Source organism: Crossiella cryophila, from assembly GCF_014204915.1.
GTDB classification, from domain to species: domain Bacteria; phylum Actinomycetota; class Actinomycetes; order Mycobacteriales; family Pseudonocardiaceae; genus Crossiella; species Crossiella cryophila.
Genome location: NZ_JACHMH010000001.1, coordinates 8,658,767 through 8,679,819, shown reverse-complemented (window position 1 = coordinate 8,679,819; position 21,053 = coordinate 8,658,767). Strand labels below are relative to the sequence as shown.

At 70.5% G+C, this 21,053-nt stretch carries 18 protein-coding genes; 12 read left to right on the top strand and 6 right to left on the bottom strand.

Annotated features, from left to right (window positions below; genetic code table 11):
• Positions 1-55: 55 nt before the first annotated feature.
• The 9 genes from HNR67_RS37270 to HNR67_RS37230 all read left to right on the top strand — a co-directional run bounded on the left by HNR67_RS37270 (position 56) and on the right by HNR67_RS37230 (position 10,714).
• Positions 56-1,684, top strand: coding sequence for an aldehyde dehydrogenase family protein (locus HNR67_RS37270; protein ID WP_185007771.1), 1,629 nt, complete (start codon positions 56-58; stop codon positions 1,682-1,684).
• Complete coding sequence (locus tag HNR67_RS37265; protein WP_185007769.1) at positions 1,685-2,827, top strand: acyl-CoA dehydrogenase family protein; 1,143 nt, start codon at positions 1,685-1,687, stop codon at positions 2,825-2,827.
• Complete coding sequence (locus HNR67_RS37260) at positions 2,824-4,077, top strand: aspartate aminotransferase family protein (protein WP_185007767.1); 1,254 nt, start codon at positions 2,824-2,826, stop codon at positions 4,075-4,077. Before HNR67_RS37265 ends, HNR67_RS37260 begins: the two co-directional genes overlap by 4 nt.
• Positions 4,074-4,547: a type II toxin-antitoxin system RatA family toxin gene (locus HNR67_RS37255; RefSeq protein ID WP_185007765.1), complete on the top strand. Its 474-nt coding sequence runs from the start codon at positions 4,074-4,076 to the stop codon at positions 4,545-4,547. Before HNR67_RS37260 ends, HNR67_RS37255 begins: the two co-directional genes overlap by 4 nt.
• Positions 4,544-4,783: an acyl carrier protein gene (locus tag HNR67_RS37250; protein ID WP_185007763.1), complete on the top strand. Its 240-nt coding sequence runs from the start codon at positions 4,544-4,546 to the stop codon at positions 4,781-4,783. Before HNR67_RS37255 ends, HNR67_RS37250 begins: the two co-directional genes overlap by 4 nt.
• Complete coding sequence (locus HNR67_RS37245; RefSeq protein WP_185007761.1) at positions 4,783-6,000, top strand: beta-ketoacyl-[acyl-carrier-protein] synthase family protein; 1,218 nt, start codon at positions 4,783-4,785, stop codon at positions 5,998-6,000. Before HNR67_RS37250 ends, HNR67_RS37245 begins: the two co-directional genes overlap by 1 nt.
• Positions 5,993-6,784, top strand: a complete 792-nt coding sequence (gene fabI / locus HNR67_RS37240) for an enoyl-ACP reductase FabI (RefSeq protein ID WP_185007759.1) — start codon at positions 5,993-5,995, stop codon at positions 6,782-6,784. The genes HNR67_RS37245 and fabI overlap by 8 nt, the downstream gene beginning before the upstream one ends.
• Before the next feature lie 5 nt (positions 6,785-6,789).
• Entirely contained in the window at positions 6,790-7,266 is a 477-nt protein-coding gene (locus HNR67_RS37235; protein ID WP_185007758.1) for a MaoC family dehydratase, read from the top strand.
• 184 nt (positions 7,267-7,450) lie between these two features.
• On the top strand, positions 7,451-10,714 hold the full coding sequence (locus tag HNR67_RS37230) for an AfsR/SARP family transcriptional regulator (protein ID WP_185007756.1): 3,264 nt from the start codon (positions 7,451-7,453) through the stop codon (positions 10,712-10,714).
• Here the strand turns inward: HNR67_RS37230 and HNR67_RS37225 are convergent.
• Positions 10,674-11,246 carry an RNA polymerase sigma factor gene (locus HNR67_RS37225; protein WP_185007754.1) on the bottom strand — a complete coding sequence of 191 codons (573 nt, stop codon included), beginning with the start codon at positions 11,244-11,246 and terminating at the stop codon, positions 10,674-10,676. The two genes, HNR67_RS37230 and HNR67_RS37225, sit on opposite strands and share 41 nt — an antisense overlap.
• A gap of 251 nt (positions 11,247-11,497) precedes the next feature.
• On the opposite strand from HNR67_RS37225, the gene HNR67_RS37220 reads away from it, so the two are divergent.
• The 3 genes from HNR67_RS37220 (at position 11,498) to HNR67_RS37215 (ending at position 13,545) form a co-directional block, all read left to right on the top strand.
• Positions 11,498-11,671: a hypothetical protein gene (locus tag HNR67_RS37220; protein WP_185007752.1), complete on the top strand. Its 174-nt coding sequence runs from the start codon at positions 11,498-11,500 to the stop codon at positions 11,669-11,671.
• A gap of 51 nt (positions 11,672-11,722) precedes the next feature.
• Complete coding sequence (locus tag HNR67_RS46000) at positions 11,723-11,854, top strand: hypothetical protein (protein WP_281403274.1); 132 nt, start codon at positions 11,723-11,725, stop codon at positions 11,852-11,854.
• Positions 11,855-11,949: 95 nt separating this feature from the next.
• Complete coding sequence (locus HNR67_RS37215) at positions 11,950-13,545, top strand: tannase/feruloyl esterase family alpha/beta hydrolase (protein WP_185007750.1); 1,596 nt, start codon at positions 11,950-11,952, stop codon at positions 13,543-13,545.
• A gap of 1,085 nt (positions 13,546-14,630) precedes the next feature.
• Here HNR67_RS37215 and HNR67_RS37210 read toward each other — a convergent pair.
• From HNR67_RS37210 to HNR67_RS37190, 5 genes are all read right to left on the bottom strand, one after another.
• On the bottom strand, positions 14,631-15,497 hold the full coding sequence (locus HNR67_RS37210; RefSeq protein WP_246493883.1) for a methyltransferase: 867 nt from the start codon (positions 15,495-15,497) through the stop codon (positions 14,631-14,633).
• Positions 15,498-15,831: 334 nt separating this feature from the next.
• Positions 15,832-16,050 (bottom strand): formate dehydrogenase subunit delta, encoded by a 219-nt coding sequence (locus tag HNR67_RS37205; RefSeq protein ID WP_185007746.1) that lies wholly within the window; start codon positions 16,048-16,050, stop codon positions 15,832-15,834.
• Between the two features lie 3 nt (positions 16,051-16,053).
• Positions 16,054-18,861 (bottom strand): formate dehydrogenase subunit alpha, encoded by a 2,808-nt coding sequence (gene fdhF, locus HNR67_RS37200; RefSeq protein ID WP_185007744.1) that lies wholly within the window; start codon positions 18,859-18,861, stop codon positions 16,054-16,056.
• Positions 18,858-20,411, bottom strand: a complete 1,554-nt coding sequence (locus HNR67_RS37195; RefSeq protein WP_185007742.1) for a formate dehydrogenase beta subunit — start codon at positions 20,409-20,411, stop codon at positions 18,858-18,860. The genes fdhF and HNR67_RS37195 overlap by 4 nt, the downstream gene beginning before the upstream one ends.
• Positions 20,408-20,893: a formate dehydrogenase subunit gamma gene (locus HNR67_RS37190; protein WP_185007740.1), complete on the bottom strand. Its 486-nt coding sequence runs from the start codon at positions 20,891-20,893 to the stop codon at positions 20,408-20,410. The genes HNR67_RS37195 and HNR67_RS37190 overlap by 4 nt, the downstream gene beginning before the upstream one ends.
• Between the last annotated feature and the right edge of the window lie 160 nt (positions 20,894-21,053).

Below are 21,053 nucleotides of genomic sequence, written 5' to 3'. Positions count from 1 at the left end.
CGCGGCTCCGGAGCGCCACTGTGAAGGTGACAACGCCAGTGGAGAGGGAAACCCGATGAGGCCAGCGGTTCCGGTGCCCACTTATCTGTCCTATGTGGCCGGAAAGGAGGTCGACTCCGACCGCTACGTCTACACCGTGGGCGCGCGGCCGATCCTCACCGACCTGTTCGGCAGCCTCACCCTCAAGCGGCGCCTCGAACAAGGACAGCTCGACCCGGCCACCGTCGCCGACCGGGTGGTGGGGCGGTGTGCGCTCGCCGATGAGGACACCATGGCCGCCGCCGTGGCCGCCGCCGCGGCAGCCGCACCCGTCTGGGGTGCGACGCCGTTGGCGACCAGGGTGGAGTTGGCACTGGCGTTGCGGGAGCGGATCCTGCTGGGGCACAAGGAACTGGTGGATGTGCTCATCGCGGAGGGGAATCCGCGGCCGCTGGCCGAGTGGCAGGTGGCCGGGATGTTGTCGGTGGCCAGCCAGGAGACCGTGGGCTGGCTGGCCGGGCAGCTGGAACAGGAGTTCCGGCACGGGGATCGGCGATTGTTGTTGCGGCGCAGGCCCGATGGCGTGGTGTGCGTGAACCCGCCGCAGAACGCGCCGGCCACCAGTGCGTTGTTCGGGGCGACCGCGTTGATGGCCGGCAACACCGTGGTGGTGCGGGCGCCGCGCAGTGCGCCGTTCGGGGTCATGTACGTGCTGCGCGAGTACGTGGTGCCCGCGCTGGCCGATGTCGGTGCCCCGCCCGGAGTGCTCAACGTGTTCTGCGGACGGCCCGGACCCGCGTTGCGTGGCTGGCTGGCCGATCCGCTGGTGGACGACATCTTCTACACCGGTGGGGTGGAACGCGGTCTGGAGCTGGAGCGGGACTGCATCGCGGCCGGTAAGAAGCCGATCCTGGAACTGGCGGGCAACGACTGCGTGGTCATCTGGCGGGACGCCGACCTCGACCTGGCCGTGGAAGCCCTCACCGAATGCTTCTACGGCTCCGGGCAGATCTGCATGGTGCCCAACCAGGCCGTGGTGCACCCCGACATCGCCGACGAGCTGATCGCCAGGCTGCACACCGCGGTCACCGCGCTGCGCCCCGGCTACCCCGACGAACCCGATGTGCTGCTCTCCCCGGTGTTACGGGCCGAACGCTTCGGCACCGTGGTCGAGGACGCGCTCGCTCGTGGCGCCCAGCTCGTCTGCGGTGGCGGACGCCTGGAGGTCGACGGCGAACTGTCCGAGACCGGGCCGTTCCTCGCGCCCACCGTGTTGCGGGTGGACGGACTGGACACCTCCCGGGAACTGACCGCGGTGCGCGAGGAGACCTTCTTCCCGCTGCTGCCTGTAGTTGTGCCCGCACCGGCGCCCGATGAGGAACTCCTGGACCAGATCCTCGCCTTCGTCGACAGCAACCGGTACGGACTGCGCAACTCGTTGTGGGCCAAGGACAAGGACGTCATCGAGCAGTTCCTGGCCAGGGTCGGCAACGGCGGGCTGCTCAAGGTCAACGACTCGCACATCGGGTTCCTGCCCTACCTGCCCACCCACGGCGGCACCGGACTCACCGGCGGCGCCTTCGGCGAGGCCAACTACCTGGTGCTGCGCACCACCCACCTGCAGGGCGTGTCCGTCGCGGAGAACGTGCGGCCCAGTGCCGCGGTGTTCGAGGCGTACACCCGCATCACCCAACCAGGAGCGTGAATGGATCTACAGTTCATGGCCGCCGACCGGGACGTCTGCGACGAACTGGCCCCCGGCCTGCGTGCGGAACTGGCCGGGCTCAGCCTGGCCGAACGGGAGGCCGACGACGGCAAGGCCATCCAGCTCTTCCGCGCCTGCAACGGCACCAACCTCGTGGTACCCAAGGAATACGGCGGTAGCGGCGGCACCGCGGTGCAGGCCATGCACGTCATGCGGGCCCTGGGCGCACTGGCCCCGTCCATGGCGGTGGCCACCATGATGCACCACTTCTCCATCGGCACCCTGTACTCGATGACCGCCGCCATCGGCGATCAGGTCGGCCTCGATCCCACGTTGCTGCACCGGATCGCGGCCGACCGGCTGCTGCTTGCCTCCGGCTTCGCCGAGGGCAACACCGACCAGGACATCCTGCGCCCCACCCTGCGTGCCGAACGCGTGGACGGTGGCTACCTGGTCAACGGCGTCAAGAAGCCGTGCAGCCTGTCCCGGTCGATGGACCTGCTCTCCGCCAGCGTGGCCGTGCCCACCGGCGAGGGTGAGAGCGACTTCGGGCTGATCCTGATGCCCGCGCTGACCACCGGCCTGTCCGTGCACCCGTTCTGGTCCACCTTCGCCCTGGCGGGTGCGGAAAGTCACGAGGTGCGGCTCACCGACGTCTTCCTCACCGAGGACCAGCTCGTCCGCACCACCCCGGAGCTGGCCGGGCGGATGCTGGAACTCCAGATCCTCGGCCTGATCTGGTTCCAGCTCAGCGTCTGCTCCGTCTACAGTGGACTCGCCGGAGCGCTGGTGGACCGGGTGCTGCACCGCGGCCGGGGCAGTGCCGCGGACCGGGCCGCGCTGCTCATCCGGCACCAGTCCGCCGCCCTGCTCACCGAGGGCCTGGCCCGGCGGATCGACGCCGGCGAGACCGGCGTGGACACCCTGGGCGCGGCCCTGGTCGCCAGGCACACCGTGCAACACCTGGTCACCGGCACCGCCTCGCTGGCCGCGGAACTGTTGGGCGGCATGGCCTTCATCTCCGCCAGTGAGGTGGCCTACCTGGTCGCCGCCGCGCACGCGGTCGCCTTCCACCCGCCCTCGCGGACCAGCACCGTGGAGACCATCCTCGGCCACCTCAGCTCGGCCAGGGACGCGGCATGACCCTGGACACCGCCGACTGCGAGGCCGAGTTCGAGCGCACCGCCGCGGCCTACCGCAGTCACCTCAGCCGCGGCCGCGCCGCCCTCGGCGAGCTGTTCGGCCGCGAGCTGGAACAGTCCGCCACCGGGGCCTGGGTGCGCACCAGCCGCGGCCGGGAACTGCTCAACTGCGGTGGCTACGGCGTGCTGCTCATGGGCGCCAGGCACCCCAGGGTGGTGGCCGCGGTGCGCACCCAGCTGCACACCCTGCCGGTCTCGGCCAAACTCCTGCTCGAACCCAGTGCCGCCAAGGCCGCCGCCGCGCTCACCGCGGTCGCGCCGTCCACAATGGACAAGGTGCACTTCGCCTGCTCCGGGGCGGAGGCGGTGGAGACCGCGATCAAACTCGCCCGCACCCACGGCCGCACCCACCTCATCTCGGCCACCAACGGCTACCACGGCAAAACCCTCGGCGCGCTCAGCGTCACCGCCCGCGGGGTGTTCCAGGACCCGTTCCGGCCCTTGCTGTCCGGGGTCTGCCACGTGCCCTACGGTGATCCGGCCGCGCTGCGCAAGGAACTCGCCGCCCACGAGGGCCGGGCCGCGCTGATCCTGGAACCCGTGCAGGGCGAGGCGGGGGTGATCCTGCCACCGGCCGGCTACCTGACCGAGGCGCGACGACTGTGCCACGAGTTCGGCGCCTTCCTCATCCTGGACGAGGTGCAGACCGGCCTCGGCAGGCTCGGCCACTGGTGGGGCGCGGACCGCGAACAGATCGTGCCCGACGTGCTCGTGGTCGGCAAGGCGTTGGGCGGCGGGGTGATGCCGGTGTCGGCGGTGATCGCCACCGAATCCGCCTTCCGCGCCTTCGACCGCGACCCCTACCTGCACACCTCCACCTTCTCCGCCAGCCCACTGGGCATGGCCGCGGTCCGCGGCGCGCTCACCGCCATCGAGGAGGGCGGCCTGGTCGAGGCCGCGCGCGGGCTCGGCGAACGCATCCGCGGCGAACTCTCCTTGATCTGCAAGGACATCCTCGGCACCCGGGTGCGCGAGGTGCGGGGCGCCGGACTGCTCATCGGCGTGGAGTTCAGCGAACCAGGACTGGCCGCCGACCTGCTCGCCGAACTGATGGCCGCCGGGGTCATCGCCAACCACTCGCTCAACTCCGGCCAGGTGCTGCGCCTGACCCCGCCCGCCATCCTGGACGAGTCCGAAGTGGACTTCCTGCGCGGCGCCTTCGCCACCGCGGCCAAGGCGGTGGCGGCATGAGGCGCGTGCACCTGCTCGCCGAGGTCCTCGGCGCCACCCCGGACGAGGCCTTCGCCCTGCTCACCGACTTCGCCCGATTCCCGGCCATCGCCGAGGAGGTCCGCTCGGTCCAGGTCTTCCCAGGCAACCCCCGGCACTCCGCCTGGGAGGTCACCTTCCGCCGCGGCCGGTTGCGCTGGCGGGAATGGGAGAAGCTCGACCCGGCAGGCGCCAGCGTCGAGTTCGGCCAGACCGACGGCGACTTCGAGCACTTCCGCGGCGCCTGGCGGATCACCGAGACCGACACCGGCTGCGCGGTGGACTTCCAGGTGGACTTCGACTTCGGCATCGACAGCCTCGCCGAGGCCATGGACCCGGTGGCCGAACGGCTGCTCCGCCGGGTCATGCGCTCCGTCCTGAGTGGACTCTTCGGCGAAGACACCCAACTGCACGACCTGCCCGCACACCCTGGTGAAAGGAACCACCCATGACCGCCCTGCTCGACCAGCTCAGCACGCTGCTCACCACCCGCTTCGGCGTGCCGCCGGAGGAGGTCCGCGGCGAGGCCACCTTCGCCGACCTCGACCTGGACTCGCTCGCCCTGGTCGAACTCGGACTGGTGACCGAGAAGGAGTTCGGCGTCCGGGTCAAGGACGACGAGGTGTCCACTTCGGACACCCTGGCCACCATCGCCAAGCTGATCGAGTCCAAGCGCGAGGCCGCCTGATGAGCGGCCTCGCCATCACCGGCCTCGGGCTGGTCACCTCCGCCGGGATCGGCGTCGAGGCGAGCTGGGCCCGCATCCTGCGCGGTGAGTCCACCGCCAGTCCCGATGCCAACCTGGCCGGCCAGGTCACCGATTTCAGTTGCCGGGTACCGGATTTCGACGCCGACGCCCAGCTCGGCAGGCGCACCGCGTGGCGGCAGGAACGCTGCGCGCACCTGGCCAGGGTCGCCGCCCGCGAGGCCATCGCGGACAGCGGACTGGACCCGGCGACCTGGAACGGGGCCAGGGTCGGCGTGGTGGTCGGCAACTCCCTCGGCGGCACCATGACCTTCGAGCAGCAGTACGAGATCCTGCGCCTGCACGGGGAATCCCAGATCACCCCGATGCTGATCCCGATGGCCGGGGTCGGCTCGCCCACCGCCTGGCTCACCCTGGACCTGGGCGCCCGCGGCCCCAACCTCGCGCCGGCCACCGCCTGCGCCTCCGGAGCCACCGCGCTCGGCGTGGCCAGGGACTGGCTGCGCTCGGGCATCTGCGACGTGGTCGTGGCCGGTGGCGCCGAATCCGCGCTGTCCCCACTGATCATGGCCGGGTTCGGGCAACTCGGCGCGCTGTCCACCCGCGGTGACGACCCTGGCACCGCCTCCCGGCCCTTCGACGCCGACCGGGACGGCTTCGTGGCCGCCGAGGGCGCGGGCATCCTGGTGCTGGAACGCGCCGAGGACGCCAAGGCCCGCGGCGCCAGGGTGCACGCCCGGCTGGCCGGGTACGGCGGATCCTCCGACGCGCACCACATCACCGCCCCGCACCCGCAGGGCGACGGCGTGGAACGGGCCACCCTGGCCGCACTCGCCGAGGCCGGACTCACCGCGGCCGACATCGACCACGTCAACGCGCACGGCACCTCCACCCCGATGAACGACGTCATCGAGGGCGGACTGATCAACCGGCTCTACGGCGACCAGGTCCCGGTCACCTCGGTCAAGGGCACCCTCGGGCACGCCCTCGGCGCGGCCGGTGCGATCGAGGCGGTGTGCACGGTGCTGTCCGTGCGCGACGGCATCATCCCGCCAACGGCCAACCTGGACCGGCAGGACCCTCGGATCGAACTCGACATCGTGCGCAAGGTGCCGCGGCAGCTGGACCTGCGGGCCGCGGTCAGCAACTCCTTCGGCTTCGGCGGGGCCAACGGCGTGATCGTGGTGACCCGTGACTGAACTGCTCTCCGGCAAGAAGATCCTCGTCACCGGCGTGCTCACGGAAAGCTCGATCGCCTACGGGGTGGCCAGACTCGCGCAGGAGCACGGGGCCGAGGTGGTGCTCACCGGCTTCGGCCGCGGCTTCGGCATCACCGCCGCGATGGCCGCGAAACTGCCGACGCCCTGCGATGTGCTCGAACTCGACGTCACCAAACCCGAGCACCTCGACGCGGTGGCCGACGCCCTGGACCAGCGCTGGGGCCGCCTCGATGGCGTGCTGCACTCGGTCGCCTTCGCCCCGCCCAGCGCGCTCGGCGGCGGCTTCCTCACCGCGGACTGGGCCGAGGTGGCCACCGCACTGCACATCTCCACCTACTCCTTCGCCGCCTTCGGCCGGGTCTTCGGCCCGCTGCTGGCCAAGTCCGAACACGGCTCCCTGATCGGCCTGGACTTCGACGCCAGCCTGGCCTGGCCGGGCTATGACTGGATGGGCGTGGCCAAGGCCGGACTGGAAAGCTGCTGCCGCTACCTCGCCCAGGCGCTGGGGCAGCAGGGAACCCGGGTCAACCTGGTCGCCTGCGGTCCACTCAGGACACTCGCGGCCCGTGGCATCGGCGGGTTCGACCAGCTCGACCAGGTGTGGTCCAGCCGGGCCCCGCTGGGCTGGGACCACACCGACACCGAACCGGTGGCCAGGGTCGTCTGCGCGCTGCTCTCGGCCTGGATGCCCGCGGTCACCGGGGAGATCCTGCACGTCGACGGCGGGGCGCACGCGGTCGGCGCCGCCCCAGAACGGAGTTGAGGCGGATGCGCATCTTCAGCAGTGCCACCGAATTACGCGCGGCGGTCGGCCAGCGGCTCGGCGTGAGCGCCTGGCACACCGTGTCCGCGCAACGGATCGCCGACTTCGCCGAGGTCACCGAGGACCGGCAGTGGATCCACCTGCACCCCGAACGGGCCAGTGAAGGCATGTTCGGCGGACCCATCGCGCACGGCTTCCTCACCGTGTCCCTGCTGCCCGCCCAGCTGATGGAGACCATCCACGTCGACGGCGTCGACCTGGTGATCAACAAGGGCATGGACCGGCTGCGGTTCCACCGGCCGGTGCCGGTCGGCGCCCGGGTGCGCGCGGTGTTCGAGCTGCTGGCGGCCACCGAACGTCCGCTCGGCTTCACCGATCTGCAGCTCGGCGTCACCGGGGAGATCGACGGCGGGCCGGAGGCCGCGTTCACCACCCGGATGCGGATGCTGCTGCACGTGCCGGAGCCGGCACTGGCCGGGTGACCGCGAAGCCGATTCCTGTCCGGAATGTCCGCTCGGCCGGCCCGGCGAATCACGAATTCCTGAACGAGACATTCCAGCAATGATGTCTGGGGTAATTCGGTGTTTCGCACTTTCGGAGTAACCATTCACTGAGCCTCCGCGACAAGGGGGTCACAGCCGCCGGTGAAGTGTGTGGGGACGGGCAGTGGAGTTTCGGGTACTGGGGCCGCTGGAAGCCGTGCTCGACGGCCAGGCGCTGCCGCTGGGGACGCCGAGGGCGCGGACCGTGCTCGGCATCCTGCTCGCCAACGCGGGCGCCATCGTCAGCATCGACCGGATCGCCGAGGAGCTGTGGCCGCACGGCACCACGGTGGACACCAAGGCGGAGATCTACGCCTACATCTCCCGGCTGCGCTGTGCGCTGGGCCAGCGCAAGGGCGGTCCCGCCTGGCTACTACGCCGCTCACCGGGCTACCAGCTGAGTCTGCAGCCCGGTGAGCTGGACCTGCACCGGTTCGAGGCGCTGGTGGAACAGGCCAGGGTGGCCCGCCGCCTCGGCGACCTGGAGACCTGCGCCGGGCGCTACCGGGAGGCGCTCGCGCTGTGGCGGGGCAACCCGTTCGCCGGGGTGGCGGCCACCCCGATCCTGGACGCCGAGATCGCCCGGCTGACCGAGTACCGGCTGGCCACCCAGGAGGAACTCGCCGACTGCGTGCTGGTCAGGGGCGCGGACTGCGGCAGCGACCTGGTCGCCGAGCTGAGCGCGCTGGTGGCGGCCAACCCGCTGCGCGAGCGGCTGCACGCCCTGCTCATGCGCGCGCTCTGCCAGTCCGGCCGCCCGGCCGAGGCGCTGCGGGTGCACCAGGACCTGCGCACCGCGCTGGCCGAGGAACTCGGGGTGAGCCCAGGTCCGGAGATAGGGGAGCTGTACGAGCGGATCCTGCACGGCGAGGCCGACTGCGGCACCGCCCGCCCGGCCGAGCGACCCGGCGCGGGCCGCACCAGCACCCGGCGCAACGACCTGCAGGCCGACATCGTCGACTTCACCGGCAGGCAGGAGGAGATGCGCCGCCTGCTGGCCACCCTGCCCGACACCGACCGGCCGGGCGGCACCGCGCTGGTGATCACCGCCATCGACGGGATGGCCGGGGTCGGCAAGACCACCCTGGCCGTGCACGCCGCGCACCGGCTGGCCGAACACTTCCCGGACGGCTCGCTGTTCATCGACCTGCACGCGCACACCGCGGGCCACGAACCCACCGACCCGGCCGCCGCGCTGGACACCCTGCTGCGCGCGATCGGCGTCGCGGGGGAGAAGATCCCGGAACGCCTGGACGCCCGCTCCGCGCTGTGGCGGGCCGAACTCGCCGACAAACGCGCGCTGCTGGTGCTGGACAACGCCGCCAGCGCCGCCCAGGTCCGCCCGCTGCTGCCCGGCACCGCCGGGTGCCTGACCCTGGTCACCAGCAGACGGCGGCTGACCGATCTGGACACCGCGCAAACGCTGTCCCTGGACGTGCTGCCGCACACCGCCGCCGTCGACCTGTTCACCCGCACCGTGGACCACCCGCCTGCCACCGCCGAGGCCACCGCCGTGGCCGAGGTGGTCGAACTCTGCGGCCGCCAGCCCCTCGCGCTGCGCATCGCCGCGGCCCGGCTGCGCGCCCGGCCGGCCTGGACCGCCGCGCACCTGGCCACCCGGCTGCGCGACCAGCGTCGCCGGCTGACCGAACTGGCCGCCGGGGACCGGTGTGTCGGCACCGCGTTCACCCTGTCCTACCGGCAACTCGCCCCCGCCCAGGCCCGGCTGTTCCGGTTGCTCGGACTGGTGCCCGGACCCGACTTCGACGTGCACGTGGCCGCCGCCCTTGCCGACTTGCCGGTGCCCGAGACCGAGGACCTGCTGGAGGAACTCGTCGACGTGCACCTGGTCCAGCAGCCCACCCCCGGCCGCTACCAGTTCCACGACCTGCTCCGGCACTACGCCCGCAGGGCCGCGCACGAGGAGGAGGCCGAACCCGGCCGCCGCGCCGCGCTGGGCAGGATGTTCGACCACTACGTGGCCGCCAGCGGCGCGGCCGCGACCATGCTGGACCCCAACCTGGTCTGGCTGCCCGAGGCGCCGGCGCCGCGGTCCTGGCTGAGCACCCCGGAACAGGCGCTGGCCTGGCAGGACGCCGAGTACCCGAACCTGGCCGCGGCCGCCACCCAGGCCCAGGAGGACGGCTGGCACCAGCCTGCCTGGCAGCTGCCGCACACCCTGGACGCCTACTTCGACATGCGCGGGCACTCCCCGCTGCGCCTGATGCACGGCGCGGTCGAGGCCAGCCGGGAACTCGGCGACCGGCACGCCCAGGCGTGCAGCCGGGTCGGGCTGGCCGCGGCCTGCCTGCGGCTGGGCCGCTACCGGGAGGCCGTGGACAACCTCAAACAGGCACTGGGCCTGTTCCGCGCGGCCGGTTTCCGCCGCGGCGAGGCCACCGCGCTGCGCCGCTTCGGCGGCATCTACGAACCCACCGGGCGTTACCCGGAGGCCATCGCCAGCCTCACCCAGGCACTGGAGATCTACCGCGAGATCGAGGACCTGATCGGCCAGGGCGAGGCCGAGAACGACCTGGCCAACGTCTTCCTGCACACCAGCCGCTACGACAAGGCCGAACAACGCCTGGAGTCCGCGCTGCGGCTCTACCGGCGCGGCGGCTACCGGGTCGGCGAGGGCATCTCGCTGATCAACCTCGGCTACCTGTTCCTGCGCACCAGCCGCTACCCGCAGGCCATCGAGCACTTCTCCGCCGCGCTGGATGTCAACCGCGCCACCGGATCCCGGCTGGGCATCGGCGGCGCGCTGAACAACCTCGGCCACACCTACCTGCGGGTCGGCCGCTATCCCGAGGCACTGGACCACCTGCGCGGGGCACTGGCCGTGCACCGGGAGACCGGGTACCGCAGGCACCAGGCCAACGCGCTGAGCAACCTCGGCCAGGCCCTGCTCCGGGTCGGCAAACCCGGCGAGGCCACCGAACTCCTGGAACAGGCGCTGGGCGTGTACCGGGAGATCGGCTGCCCGTCAGGGGAGGGCGCGGCGCTCGGCTACCTCGGCGAGGTGCTGCTGTGGACCGGCCAGCTGCCCGAGGCCGCGCAGAACCTGTTGCAGGGCCTGGAGTTGCAGCGCGACACCGGCAACCTGTTCAGCGAGTGCATGACCCTCAACCACCTCGGCGACCTGCACTGGCTGCTCGGCGACGCGCCCAACGCGCGGATCTGGTTCGAGCAGGCCCTGCACCGCAGCGGCGAGGCGCGCAACCGGCACGAGCTGGCGCACGCCCACCACGGGCTCGGCGCGGTGCACGAGGTCCCGGACACCGCCGCCGAACACCGGCGGCGGGCCGAGGAGACCTACCGCGAACTGGACCTGCCCGCCCCCGAACTCATGACCGCCAGCCGTCGAGGGCGTACTGGAGCTGCCTGAGCAGCCGGGCCCTGGTCGGCCCGATCGACCCGCGCGGGATGCCCAGCCGCGCGCTGATCTCGTCGTAGCTGACCGCCTGCGCGCCGAAGAGCAGGATCAGCAGCCTGCGCTGGGCCTCCGGCAGCTTGGCCACCGCGGCCAGTGCCGCGTCCAGCTCCGCGCCCAGCAGCACGTGCTGCTCTGGGCAGGGCTGCTCGTCGGCCATGTCGAAGTACTGCTGGTCGCCGATGGGCAGCTCGCCGTTGGTCCGCCGGTTGAGGTGCCGCAACGCCTCCCGCCGGGTCACCGTGACGATCCAGGCCCGCACCCGGTCCGGCTCCCGCACCGAGCGGATGCCCTCGTAGACCCGGATCCAGGTCTGCTGGGCGATGTCCTCCACATCGGCCCGGCGCAGGCCGAAGGAGGAGGCGATCATGCGTACCAACGGGCCGTACCGCTGAACCAGTTCGGTCCAGGCGTCCTCCTCGCGGTTCTGGCAACGGTTGACCAGGGTGTCGGATTGAACGGGTGGTGCGTGCAGGGTGTGCGACATGGTTTCGCCCGATCGGTTCGCGCGGCGTGGGTGCGGCAGGGGGAATCCTGCGCGGCCGGGATTGGCGAAACCTGGATGGAAACCTGACGCGACTAGTTAACTGTTCAACTTCGCTGACGTCCGGTAAACATCCCTACCGGTTTGCCTTGGCTCTTTTCTTTCCGTGTTTCGTGGTTTAGGTTCAGCGTCCGTCACGTCAGGATGGAACGCTTGCGAGGGCGGGCGTTCCCTGATTGATCAGGGGCTGATTCATGAAACGACTGATGATGGCCGTCGTCGCTCTTGCCGCGCTGGGCGGGCTTGGTTCGGGGCTTGCCTCGGCACTGAGTGCGCAGGTGAGCATGAGTGTGGACGGTGGCTCGACGTCCGATGGCTGCGAGGGCGGCTGTGGGGCGACGGTGCTGGCGGAGTGCGGCGCCTGCTGAATTGCGGACTCCGCGGTAAATAACGGATTCACGTTTCGGAGAGTGATTTTCATGAAGCGCGTGTTGCTAGTTTCGCTGGCGTTGTCGGGTGTGTTGGCGGCCGGTCTGGTCACCACCGCGGCCGACTCGCCAGCTGAGCCGGTGACCGTGGTGGCCGGTGCTTGCGGCCACTGCGATTCCTGATCCAGCCGAGCCGTCGGACGGCGCCCTGCGGGCCGTCCGGCGGCGCCGGCCGGAACTCGGTCGTGGCTGTCGGGGCCTGCCGCTAGGTTCGGCCCATGTCCACCAGTCCGGTCAACCGGCTCCGGCGTCTCGCCGTGCCGCTGCTCGCGCTCACCGCTCTGCTCCTGCCCACCGTCCCCGTCCCCGCCTCCGCCGCGCCCGCCGCCACCTCGGCGGAGTGCGCCCCACCCGCTGCCCCGAACGTGCCCGGCGCCCGAGTGCTGTCGGTGACCGCGCAGGCCAAACCGGCCGGGGTGATCGAGAGTCCGTGGTTCCCGCCGATCGCCTACCCGGCGCTGTGCGAGATCAAGGTGACGCTCACCCACCCCGGGGTGAACGACAACGTGCTCGTGGCGGCCTGGCTGCCGCGCGCGGGCTGGAACGGCCGCTTCCAGGGTGTCGGCGGCGGTGGCTACTCGATGGGCAACTTCGACTTCGGCCTGGCCATGGCACTGCGGGACGGTTACGCCGCGGCCACCACCAACGGCGGGGTCGGCGACGACGGCCTAAGCCCGGCCTCCTGGGCGCTCGGCCCGGACGGCAAGGTCAACGAGGAGCTGCTGACCAACTTCTCCTCCCGGTCCCTGCACGACATGGCCGTGGTCGGCAAGGCGGTCACCGCCGCGCACTACGGCCGCCCGGCCGGCTACGCCTACTGGAACGGCTGCTCCACCGGCGGCCGCCAGGGCCTGATGAACGCCCAGCGCTACCCGGGTGACTACGACGGCATCCTGGCCGCCGCGCCCGCGATCAGCATGCCCCGGTTCCTGGTCGCCGACCTGTGGGGGCAGGTGGTGATGCGGCAGGAGAAGGTGCTGCCGACCAACTGCGAGTTCGAGGCATTCCAGCAGGCCGCGATCAAGGCCTGCGACACCCTGGACGGCGTGGCCGACGGCGTCCTCGAACAGCCGCTGCGCTGTAGGTACGACCCCGCCGCGCTGATCGGCCAGAAGATCCAGTGCGAGGGCAAGGAGATCACCATCAGCCGGGCAACCGCCGAGGTGGTCCGCAAGATCTGGGCCGGCCACCCATCCTGGTCCGCCCTGCCCAAGAGCGCCCCGTTCAGCGTGGTGGCCGACACCCAGCCCGGCCCCAGCGGCAAACGCGTCGGCGTGCCCAACCCCATCGCCGACAACTGGGTCCGCTACTTCGTCGAGGAGAACCCCGACTTCACCCTGGACACGGTGACCTACCGCGACTTCAACCGCATCGCGGCCAAGTCCCCCGCCAAACTCGACCGCTTCATCGGCACCGACAACCCCGACCTGTCCGCCTTCCGCCGAGCAGGCGGCAAAATGATCACCTGGCACGGCTGGACCGACCCCATCATCTTCGCCCAGGGCACCACCGACTACCGAGACCGGGTCGAACACCGCATGGGCGGCGCAGCCCGCGTCGACGACTTCTACCGAGTCTTCCTCGCCCCCGGCGTAGACCACTGCGGCGGCGGCACCGGCCCAGCCCCGGTCGACCCCCTAGGCGCCCTGACCAAGTGGGTCGAACAGGGCAAGGCCCCCGAAACCCTCCCCGCCGCCACCCAATCCCCCACCGGCACCCCCATCACCCGCAACCTCTGCCGCTACCCCCAAACCTCCCACTACGACGGCAAGGGCGACCCCAACCAAGCCACCAGCTACCACTGCACCCGCTAACCCCGCCCCACAACGGCCAACCTGACGTACAACAACGGCCAACACACCGGGAGCGTTGAACCCCTCCGCGCGTGTTGGCCGTTGTGGGACGGCAGGTTGGCCGTTGTTGTACGCCGGGTTGGCCCGGCTGTTGAGCCGGTGGTTGCCCGGTTGCCTGCGGGCGGTGTCCCGGAACGGCCAACACTCGGTACGAGAACGGCCAACGTGACGTACGAGAACGGCCAACACGCGGGGTGGGGTGGACCGGGCCGGGCTGGGTCGGGACTGGCACCCGGCGCGGGATCGGGGCTGGGTCAGGGTCGGGGCCTAGCACGGGATCGAGACTGGGGTCGGGGCTGGGACTTGGGCCTGGGCCGGGGAATGGATCGGCGCTGGCGTTGGGGCCGAGACCGGGACGGGACCGAGATCGAGACCGGGACCGGGACCGAGACCGGGACCGAGATCGGGACTGGGGCAGGGGCAGAGGCTGTGTCGTGGCTGGGAACGGGATTGGCGCTCGGCACTCGGTGTACGACAACGGCCAAAACGGTGTCCCATAACGGCCAACACACCGTCCATTCCGGCCAACACACCGTCCACAACGGCCAACACACCGACGAGGGGTTCACCCCACCGGCGTGTTGGCCGTTGTCGTACGGTGTGTTGGCCGTTGTTGTACGGCACGTTGGCCGTTGTGGGCGGGCGGAGCCCGGAGCGGGGAGCGTTGGGGGCAGGCGGGCGTAGCCCGGGAACGATGCGGCTAGGCGGTTCCGACTCGCCGCGACCGGGCGGAGCCCGAACACGAGCAGACGGGGTGGCTTTTCAAACACCTCCCGAGCGGTTCCCCATCCCCGTCAGCCTGGAGAGGACACACCGCATCCCGGGCAAGCGGCCCGCAACACAAACCGCCGCCACCGCAACACAAACGCGACTGGCCGCTTGCCCGGGATGTGGTTTGGTATCGGAGGGCTGACGGGGATGGGGAACCGTACGAGCACTGCTCTGTGCCTTTGATCTTCTCCCCCCATCCTTTGATTTCTGCCCGTCCGGCGAGGACGCTCTTGATCTTCGCTCTTGCCCCACAACAGCCACCCCGCCGAGCGTGGTCAGCGAACAGCCAACCGCCACAACGTGATCACCTCGGCAGCCCGAGCCACCCCCAACGGACCATCCCCACCCCGCCGATGCCGAGCCCGAGTAGCCCGACTCCCCACCACCCGCAACCCGCTCCCCTCCACAGCCGCCCCCAACGCCCCAACCTCCCGCAACCCCAACAACTCCGCCAAATCCGACATCACCAACCACCCCTCCCCACCCGGCACCAAATGCCGAGCCAACCGATCCAGAAACGCCCCCAGCATCCGCCCACCCGGATCAAACACCCCCCGATCCAACCCACCCCGAACCCGCCCCGGCAGCCAAGGCGGATTGCACACCACCACATCCGCCCGCCCAGCCGGAAAAAGATCCGCCACCCGCACCTCAACCCGCGCCCCCAACCCAAGCCGCGCAACGTTGTCCCGCGCACACTCCACCGCCCGCGGATCAACATCAGTCGCCACCACCCGCAACCCCCGCCCCGCCAGCACCGCAGCCAACACCCCCGTCCCAGTCCCCACATCAAAAGCCAGCCCACCCGCCAACCCAGCCGAAGCCTCCGCCACCAGATCCACATACTCATGCCGGGTAGGCGGGAACACCCCATAGTGCGGATGGATACGCGCGCCCAACCCAGGCACGAAAACCCCCGTCCGCCGCCACTCGTACGCCCCCAGCACCCCGAACAACTCGCGAGCCGACACCAACGCCACCCCGCCGATCTCCCCATAGACCTGAGCGCACGCCGCCCGCACCTCCGGCGCCCCGGCCAGCGTCAACCCGCCATCCAGCGTCACCAGCACCCGCCCGAGCACTGCCGAGCGCCACGCCTGATGCTGCCGCCAACGCCCGAAATCCCCACCGCGCCAGGGCATCCGTCGATCCATCGCACGCAACAGCTGCCGCAGCCCGGCCCAATCTCCTTGCCAGTGCGGGGAAATCCCGTCCCGGCACAGGCTCAGCGCCTCAGCGGCCGATATCCGATTGTCTACTTCGCGAACGTGCTGAGGTCGCGGTTGATCCCGTGTGGACAGCCAGATCCGGCCGTCGCTGAAGAAACCCGTGTCCATGGTCCTGTTCCGCTGGTTCGACTGAGGGGCTCCGAGAACGGAGCGGCGTCAGCGAACGACGGCGGCGAACACAGGACAGGTCACGCGGCCAGCCTAACCCATCGCGCCCGCCCGGCGAACCGGACGGGCGCGTGGGGGCTCAGCCGTGCAGTAGCTTGGCCGCGGAGCGGGCCAGTGGGGACAGCGCCTCGGGGTTGGTGCGGAGCTGCTGGTCCAGGTTCGCGCGCATGCGCGGGTCCCAGAAGGCGCGGATGTGTTCGGCGATCTGGGTCGCGGCCCTGGTGACCGGCTGGCCCTCGAACTGCAGCGCGATCTCGTTGATCAGCCGCACCTGGGGTGACTGGGACGTGGTCGACATGCGTTACTCCACCAGTGCTTCGGCCGGTGCCGCGGCCTGGGACGGGGCGACCGTGCGGCGCAGTCCGACCTGGACCGCGGTGACCTTGTACTCGGGGCAGTTGGTCGCCCAGTCGGAGTTCTCCGTGGTGACCACGTTCGCCCCGGTGACCGGGTGGTGGAAGGTGGTGTAGACGACCCCGACCGGCATCCGGTCGGACAGCACCGCGCGCAGTTCGGTCTCGCCGACGCGGCTGGACAGCGACACCAGATCGCCGTCGGAGATGCCGCGCACCTCGGCGTCGTGCGGGTGGATTTCCAGGAGGTCCTCCGGGTGCCAGGCCACGTTCTTGGTGCGCCGGGTCTGCGCGCCCACGTTGTACTGGCTCAGGATCCGGCCGGTGGTGAGGATCAGCGGGAACTTGCGGGTGCTGCGTTCCTCGGTGGGCACGAAGGTGGTCGGCACGAAGTGGCCCTTGCCGCGGACGAACCCGTCCACGTGCATGATCGGCGTGCCCTCGGGCGCGTTGTCGTTGCAGGGCCACTGGATGCTGCCCAGCTTGTCCAGCCGCTCGAAGGAGACCCCGGCGAAGGTCGGGGTGACCGAGGCGATCTCGTCCATGATCTCGCTGGTGTTGTTCCAGGACATCGGATAGCCCATGGCCTGGGCGATCTCGGCGACGATCTGCCATTCGTGCTTGCCGGTCTTGGGCGCCATCACCGGGCGGACCCGGTTGATCCGGCGTTCGGCGTTGGTGAACGTGCCGTCCTTCTCCAGGAAGGAGGTGCCGGGCAGGAACACGTGCGCGAACTTGGCGGTCTCGTTGAGGAACAGGTCCTGCACCACCACCAGGTCCATCGCCCGCAACGCGCTGAAGACGTGCTTGGTGTTGGGGTCGGACTGGGCGATGTCCTCGCCGTGCACGAACAGCGCGCGGAAGGTGCCGTCGATGGCGGCGTCGAACATGTTGGGGATGCGCAGGCCCGGTTCGGCCAGGATCGGCCGCTGCCACAGGGTTTCGAACACCTCGCGCACGGCGTCGTCGGAGACGTGCCGGTAGCCGGGCAGTTCGTGCGGGAAGGAGCCCATGTCGCAGGAGCCCTGCACGTTGTTCTGCCCGCGCAACGGGTTCACGCCAACGCCGTCGCGGCCGATGTTGCCGGTGGCCATGGCCAGGTTCGCCATGCCCATCACCATGGTGGAGCCCTGGCTGTGCTCGGTGACGCCGAGGCCGTAGTAGATGGCCGCGTTGCCGCCGGTGGCGTACAACCGGGCCGCCGCACGGAGATCGGCCGCGGGCACCCCGCTGACCGCCTCGCTGGCCTCGGGGCTGTTTTCCTGGCGGGCGATGAAACTCGCCCACTCGTCGAAGCCCTCGCAGCGTTCGTCCACAAAGGACTGGTCGACCAGGCCCTCGGTGACGATCACGTGCGCCATCGCGTTGACCACGGCCACGTTCGCGCCGGGCTTGAGCTGGAGGTGGTGCTGTGCCTCGACGTGTGGTGAGCGGACCAGGTCGATCCGGCGCGGGTCGATCACCACCAGCTTGGCGCCCTCGCGCAGCCGCCTCTTCATCCGGGAGGCGAACACCGGGTGGCCGTCGGTCGGGTTGGCCCCGATCACCACGATCACATCGGCCTGCGCCACCGACTTGAAGTCCTGGGTGCCCGCGCTGGTGCCGAAGGTCTGCTTGAGCCCGTAGCCGGTGGGGGAGTGGCAGACCCTGGCGCAGGTGTCCACGTTGTTGTTGCCGAAGGCGGCGCGGACCATCTTCTGGACCGCGTAGACCTCCTCGTTGGTGCACCGGGAGGAGGTGATGCCGCCGATGGCGCCCGGCCCGTGCACGGCCTGGATCTCCCGCATCCGGTCGGCCACGGTGGTGATCGCGGTCTCCCAGTCGACCACCCGCCACGGCTCGTCGATGCTGTCCCGCACCATCGGGTTCATCTGCCGGTCCGGGTGGGTGGCGTAGCCGAAGGCGAAGCGCCCCTTGACGCAGGAGTGACCCTCGTTCGCGCCGCCGTCCTTGTACGGCACCATCCGCACCAGTTCGGTGCCGCGCAGTTCGGCCTTGAACGAGCAGCCGACCCCGCAGTACGCGCAGGTGGTGATCACGCTGCGGGTGGGCATGCCCAGTTCGATGACCGACTTCTCCTGCAGCGTCGCGGTCGGGCACGCCTGCACGCAGGCGCCGCAGGACACGCATTCGGAGTCCATGAACAACTCGCCCGCGCCCGCGGAGACCTTGGAGTCGAAGCCACGGCCCTCGATGGTCAGCGCGAAGGTGCCCTGCACCTCGCCGCAGGCCCGCACACAGCGGGAGCAGGCGATGCACTTGGAAGGGGTGAAGTCGAAGTACGGGTTGGAATCGTCCTTGAGCAGCCCGAGGTGGTTCTCGCCCTCGTAGCCGTAGCGCACCTGGCGCAGGCCGACCACGCCGGACATGTCCTGCAGTTCGCAGTCGCCGTTGGCCGAACAGGTCAGGCAGTCCAGCGGGTGGTCGGAGATGTACAGCTCCATCACGCCCTGGCGCAGCTTCTCCAGTTTGGGCGACTGGGTGCTGACCTTCATGCCCTCGGCGACCGGGGTGGTGCAGGAGGCCGGGGTGCCGCGGCGGCCGTCGATCTCGACCAGGCACAGCCGGCAGGAACCGAATGCCTCCAGTGAGTCGGTGGCGCACAGCTTGGGGATGTCGATGCCGGTCTCGGCGGCGGCGCGCATCACCGAGGTGCCCTCGGGCACCCGCACCGGCATGCCGTCCACCTCGATGGACACGGTGGCCTCACCCGGCTTGGCCGGGGTGCCGAGGTCGTGTTCCTTGAACAGGGTCATGGTGCCGTCCCCTCGTGACGGGCGGTGAAGTCCTCCGGGAAGTGCCGCAGTGCGGACAGGACCGGGTTCGGCGTCAACCCGCCCATGGCGCACAGCGAGCCGTCGGTCATCAGCTCGCACAGATCACCCAGCAGCACGAGGTTGGCCTCTGGTTCGACCCCGGCGACGATGCGGTCGATCGTCTCCACCCCGCGTACCGAGCCCACCCGGCACGGGGTGCATTTGCCGCAGGACTCCTCGGCGCAGAACTCCATGGCGAAGCGCGCCATGGACGCCATGTCCACGGTGTCGTCGAAGACCACGATGCCGCCGTGACCGAGCATCGCCTGTGCCGCGGCGAACGCCTCGTAGTCCAAAGGAAGGTCCATTGTGGACGCGGGAAGGTAGGTGCCGAGCGGTCCGCCGACCTGCACCGCGCGCACCGGCCGCCCGGACCGGGTGCCGCCGCCGTAGTCGTTGACCAGGGTGGCCAGTGACATGCCGAAGGCGGTCTCGAACACCCCGCCGTGCTTGATGTTCCCGGCCAGCTGGAAGACCTGGGTGCCCAGGGACCGGCCGACGCCCAGCGCCGCGTAGGCCGCCGCGCCCTGCGCCAGGATGCTGGGCACCGAGGCCAGGGTGAGCACGTTGTTCACCACGGTCGGCTTGCCGAACAGGCCGGTGATCGCCGGGATGGGTGGTTTCGACCGCACCATCCCGCGTTTGCCCTCCAGGCTCTCCAGCATGGAGGTCTCTTCGCCGCAGATGTAGGCGCCCGCGCCGACCCGCACGAACAGGTCGAAGCGCTGCCCGGAGCCGAGGTAGTCCTGGCCAAGCCAGCCGCGGGCGTAGGCGATCTCGATGGCCTGGCGCAGGGTGGCCACCGCGTCCGGGTACTCCGAACGCAGGTACACGTACCCCTCGCTCGCCCCGGTGGCGTAGGCCGCGATGGCCATGCCCTCGATCAGGCAGAACGGGTCGCCCTCGATCAGCATCCGGTCGGCGAAGGTGCCCGAGTCGCCCTCGTCGGCGTTGCAGCACACGAACTTCAGCTCGCCGGGGGTGTTGTGCACGGTGTTCCACTTGATGCCTGCCGGGAAGCCCGCGCCGCCACGGCCGCGCAGGCCGGAGTCGGTGACCTCCTTGACCACCTCGGCCGGGTCCATGGTCAGTGCCCGGCGCAGTCCGGCCATGCCGCCGTGCGCCAGGTAGTCATCGGCGGAGACCGGGTCGGTGACGCCGACCCTGGCGAAGCAGAGCCGCTGCTGATCGGCCATCCAGGGCAGTTCCTCGACCAGGCCGAGGCGTTTCCCGTGCGCGCCACCGGTGAACAGGCCGGCCTCGATCAGCGCGGGGATCTCGCTCGCGGACACCGGCCCGTACCCGATCCGGCCGGCCTCGGTGGCCACCTCGACCAGGGGCTCCAGCCACAGCATGCCGCGGGATCCGTTGCGCACCACGCGGACATCGGCGCCACTGGCCGCGGCTTCGCGCGTGATCGCACTCGCCACCGCGTCGGCGCCGACCGAGCAGGCGGCGGAGTCACGGGGCACATAGATAGTGATCGTCATGCGCGTTCCGCCTCCGCATCGAGGATGCCATCGAGTCTCGCCGCGTCCAGCCGTCCGTACAAGCGGCCATTGACCTGACCCGCGGGCCCCAGCGCGCAGTTGCCGAGGCAGAACACCTGCTCCAGGGTCACCTGGCCGTCCGCGGTGGTGGAGCCGATCTTGCTGCCCAGCCTGGTTTCGGCGTGGGCGACCAGGTCCTCCGCGCCGACGGACTGGCAGGCCTCGGCCCGGCACAGCTTCAGCACGGTGCGACCGGCCGGTTCGGCGCGGAAGTCGTGGTAGAAGGTCACCACCCCGTGCACCTCGGCCCTGGACAGGTTCAGTTCGGCGGCCAGCACCGGGATCATCGCCTGATCCACGTACCCGAACTCGGCCTGCAGGCTGTGCAGGATCGGCAGCAGCGCGCCGCGATCACCGCGATGCCGGTCCACCACCGAGCGCACCCGGTCGGCCATCGAAGGCTCGCTCGTGTCTATCGGCATGCCCCGTCTCCCATCGTGCATACGGTATACACAACGTTAGTCCGATCCTAACCCGAAAAAAAGAGTGACTTGGTTTCGGGGGCGTGTCGAGACCGTCCTGCCCGTTCCGACCAGGGTGTGTACGGTGCCGACGAGGCGCCGCGGACATCGAGGAGCAGGC

Coding starts and splice junctions, on each gene's coding strand:
- HNR67_RS37270 (WP_185007771.1), top strand. CDS start 56: ATGAGGCCAGCGGTTCCGGTGCCCACTTATCTGTCCTATGTGGCCGGA.
- HNR67_RS37220 (WP_185007752.1), top strand. CDS start 11,498: ATGAAACGACTGATGATGGCCGTCGTCGCTCTTGCCGCGCTGGGCGGG.
- HNR67_RS37235 (WP_185007758.1), top strand. CDS start 6,790: ATGCGCATCTTCAGCAGTGCCACCGAATTACGCGCGGCGGTCGGCCAG.
- HNR67_RS37215 (WP_185007750.1), top strand. CDS start 11,950: ATGTCCACCAGTCCGGTCAACCGGCTCCGGCGTCTCGCCGTGCCGCTG.
- HNR67_RS37265 (WP_185007769.1), top strand. CDS start 1,685: ATGGATCTACAGTTCATGGCCGCCGACCGGGACGTCTGCGACGAACTG.
- HNR67_RS46000 (WP_281403274.1), top strand. CDS start 11,723: ATGAAGCGCGTGTTGCTAGTTTCGCTGGCGTTGTCGGGTGTGTTGGCG.
- HNR67_RS37190 (WP_185007740.1), bottom strand. CDS start 20,893: ATGCCGATAGACACGAGCGAGCCTTCGATGGCCGACCGGGTGCGCTCG.
- HNR67_RS37210 (WP_246493883.1), bottom strand. CDS start 15,497: ATGCCCTGGCGCGGTGGGGATTTCGGGCGTTGGCGGCAGCATCAGGCG.
- HNR67_RS37225 (WP_185007754.1), bottom strand. CDS start 11,246: ATGTCGCACACCCTGCACGCACCACCCGTTCAATCCGACACCCTGGTC.
- HNR67_RS37260 (WP_185007767.1), top strand. CDS start 2,824: ATGACCCTGGACACCGCCGACTGCGAGGCCGAGTTCGAGCGCACCGCC.
- HNR67_RS37195 (WP_185007742.1), bottom strand. CDS start 20,411: ATGACGATCACTATCTATGTGCCCCGTGACTCCGCCGCCTGCTCGGTC.
- HNR67_RS37250 (WP_185007763.1), top strand. CDS start 4,544: ATGACCGCCCTGCTCGACCAGCTCAGCACGCTGCTCACCACCCGCTTC.
- fdhF (WP_185007744.1), bottom strand. CDS start 18,861: ATGACCCTGTTCAAGGAACACGACCTCGGCACCCCGGCCAAGCCGGGT.
- HNR67_RS37255 (WP_185007765.1), top strand. CDS start 4,074: ATGAGGCGCGTGCACCTGCTCGCCGAGGTCCTCGGCGCCACCCCGGAC.
- HNR67_RS37245 (WP_185007761.1), top strand. CDS start 4,783: ATGAGCGGCCTCGCCATCACCGGCCTCGGGCTGGTCACCTCCGCCGGG.
- HNR67_RS37205 (WP_185007746.1), bottom strand. CDS start 16,050: ATGTCGACCACGTCCCAGTCACCCCAGGTGCGGCTGATCAACGAGATC.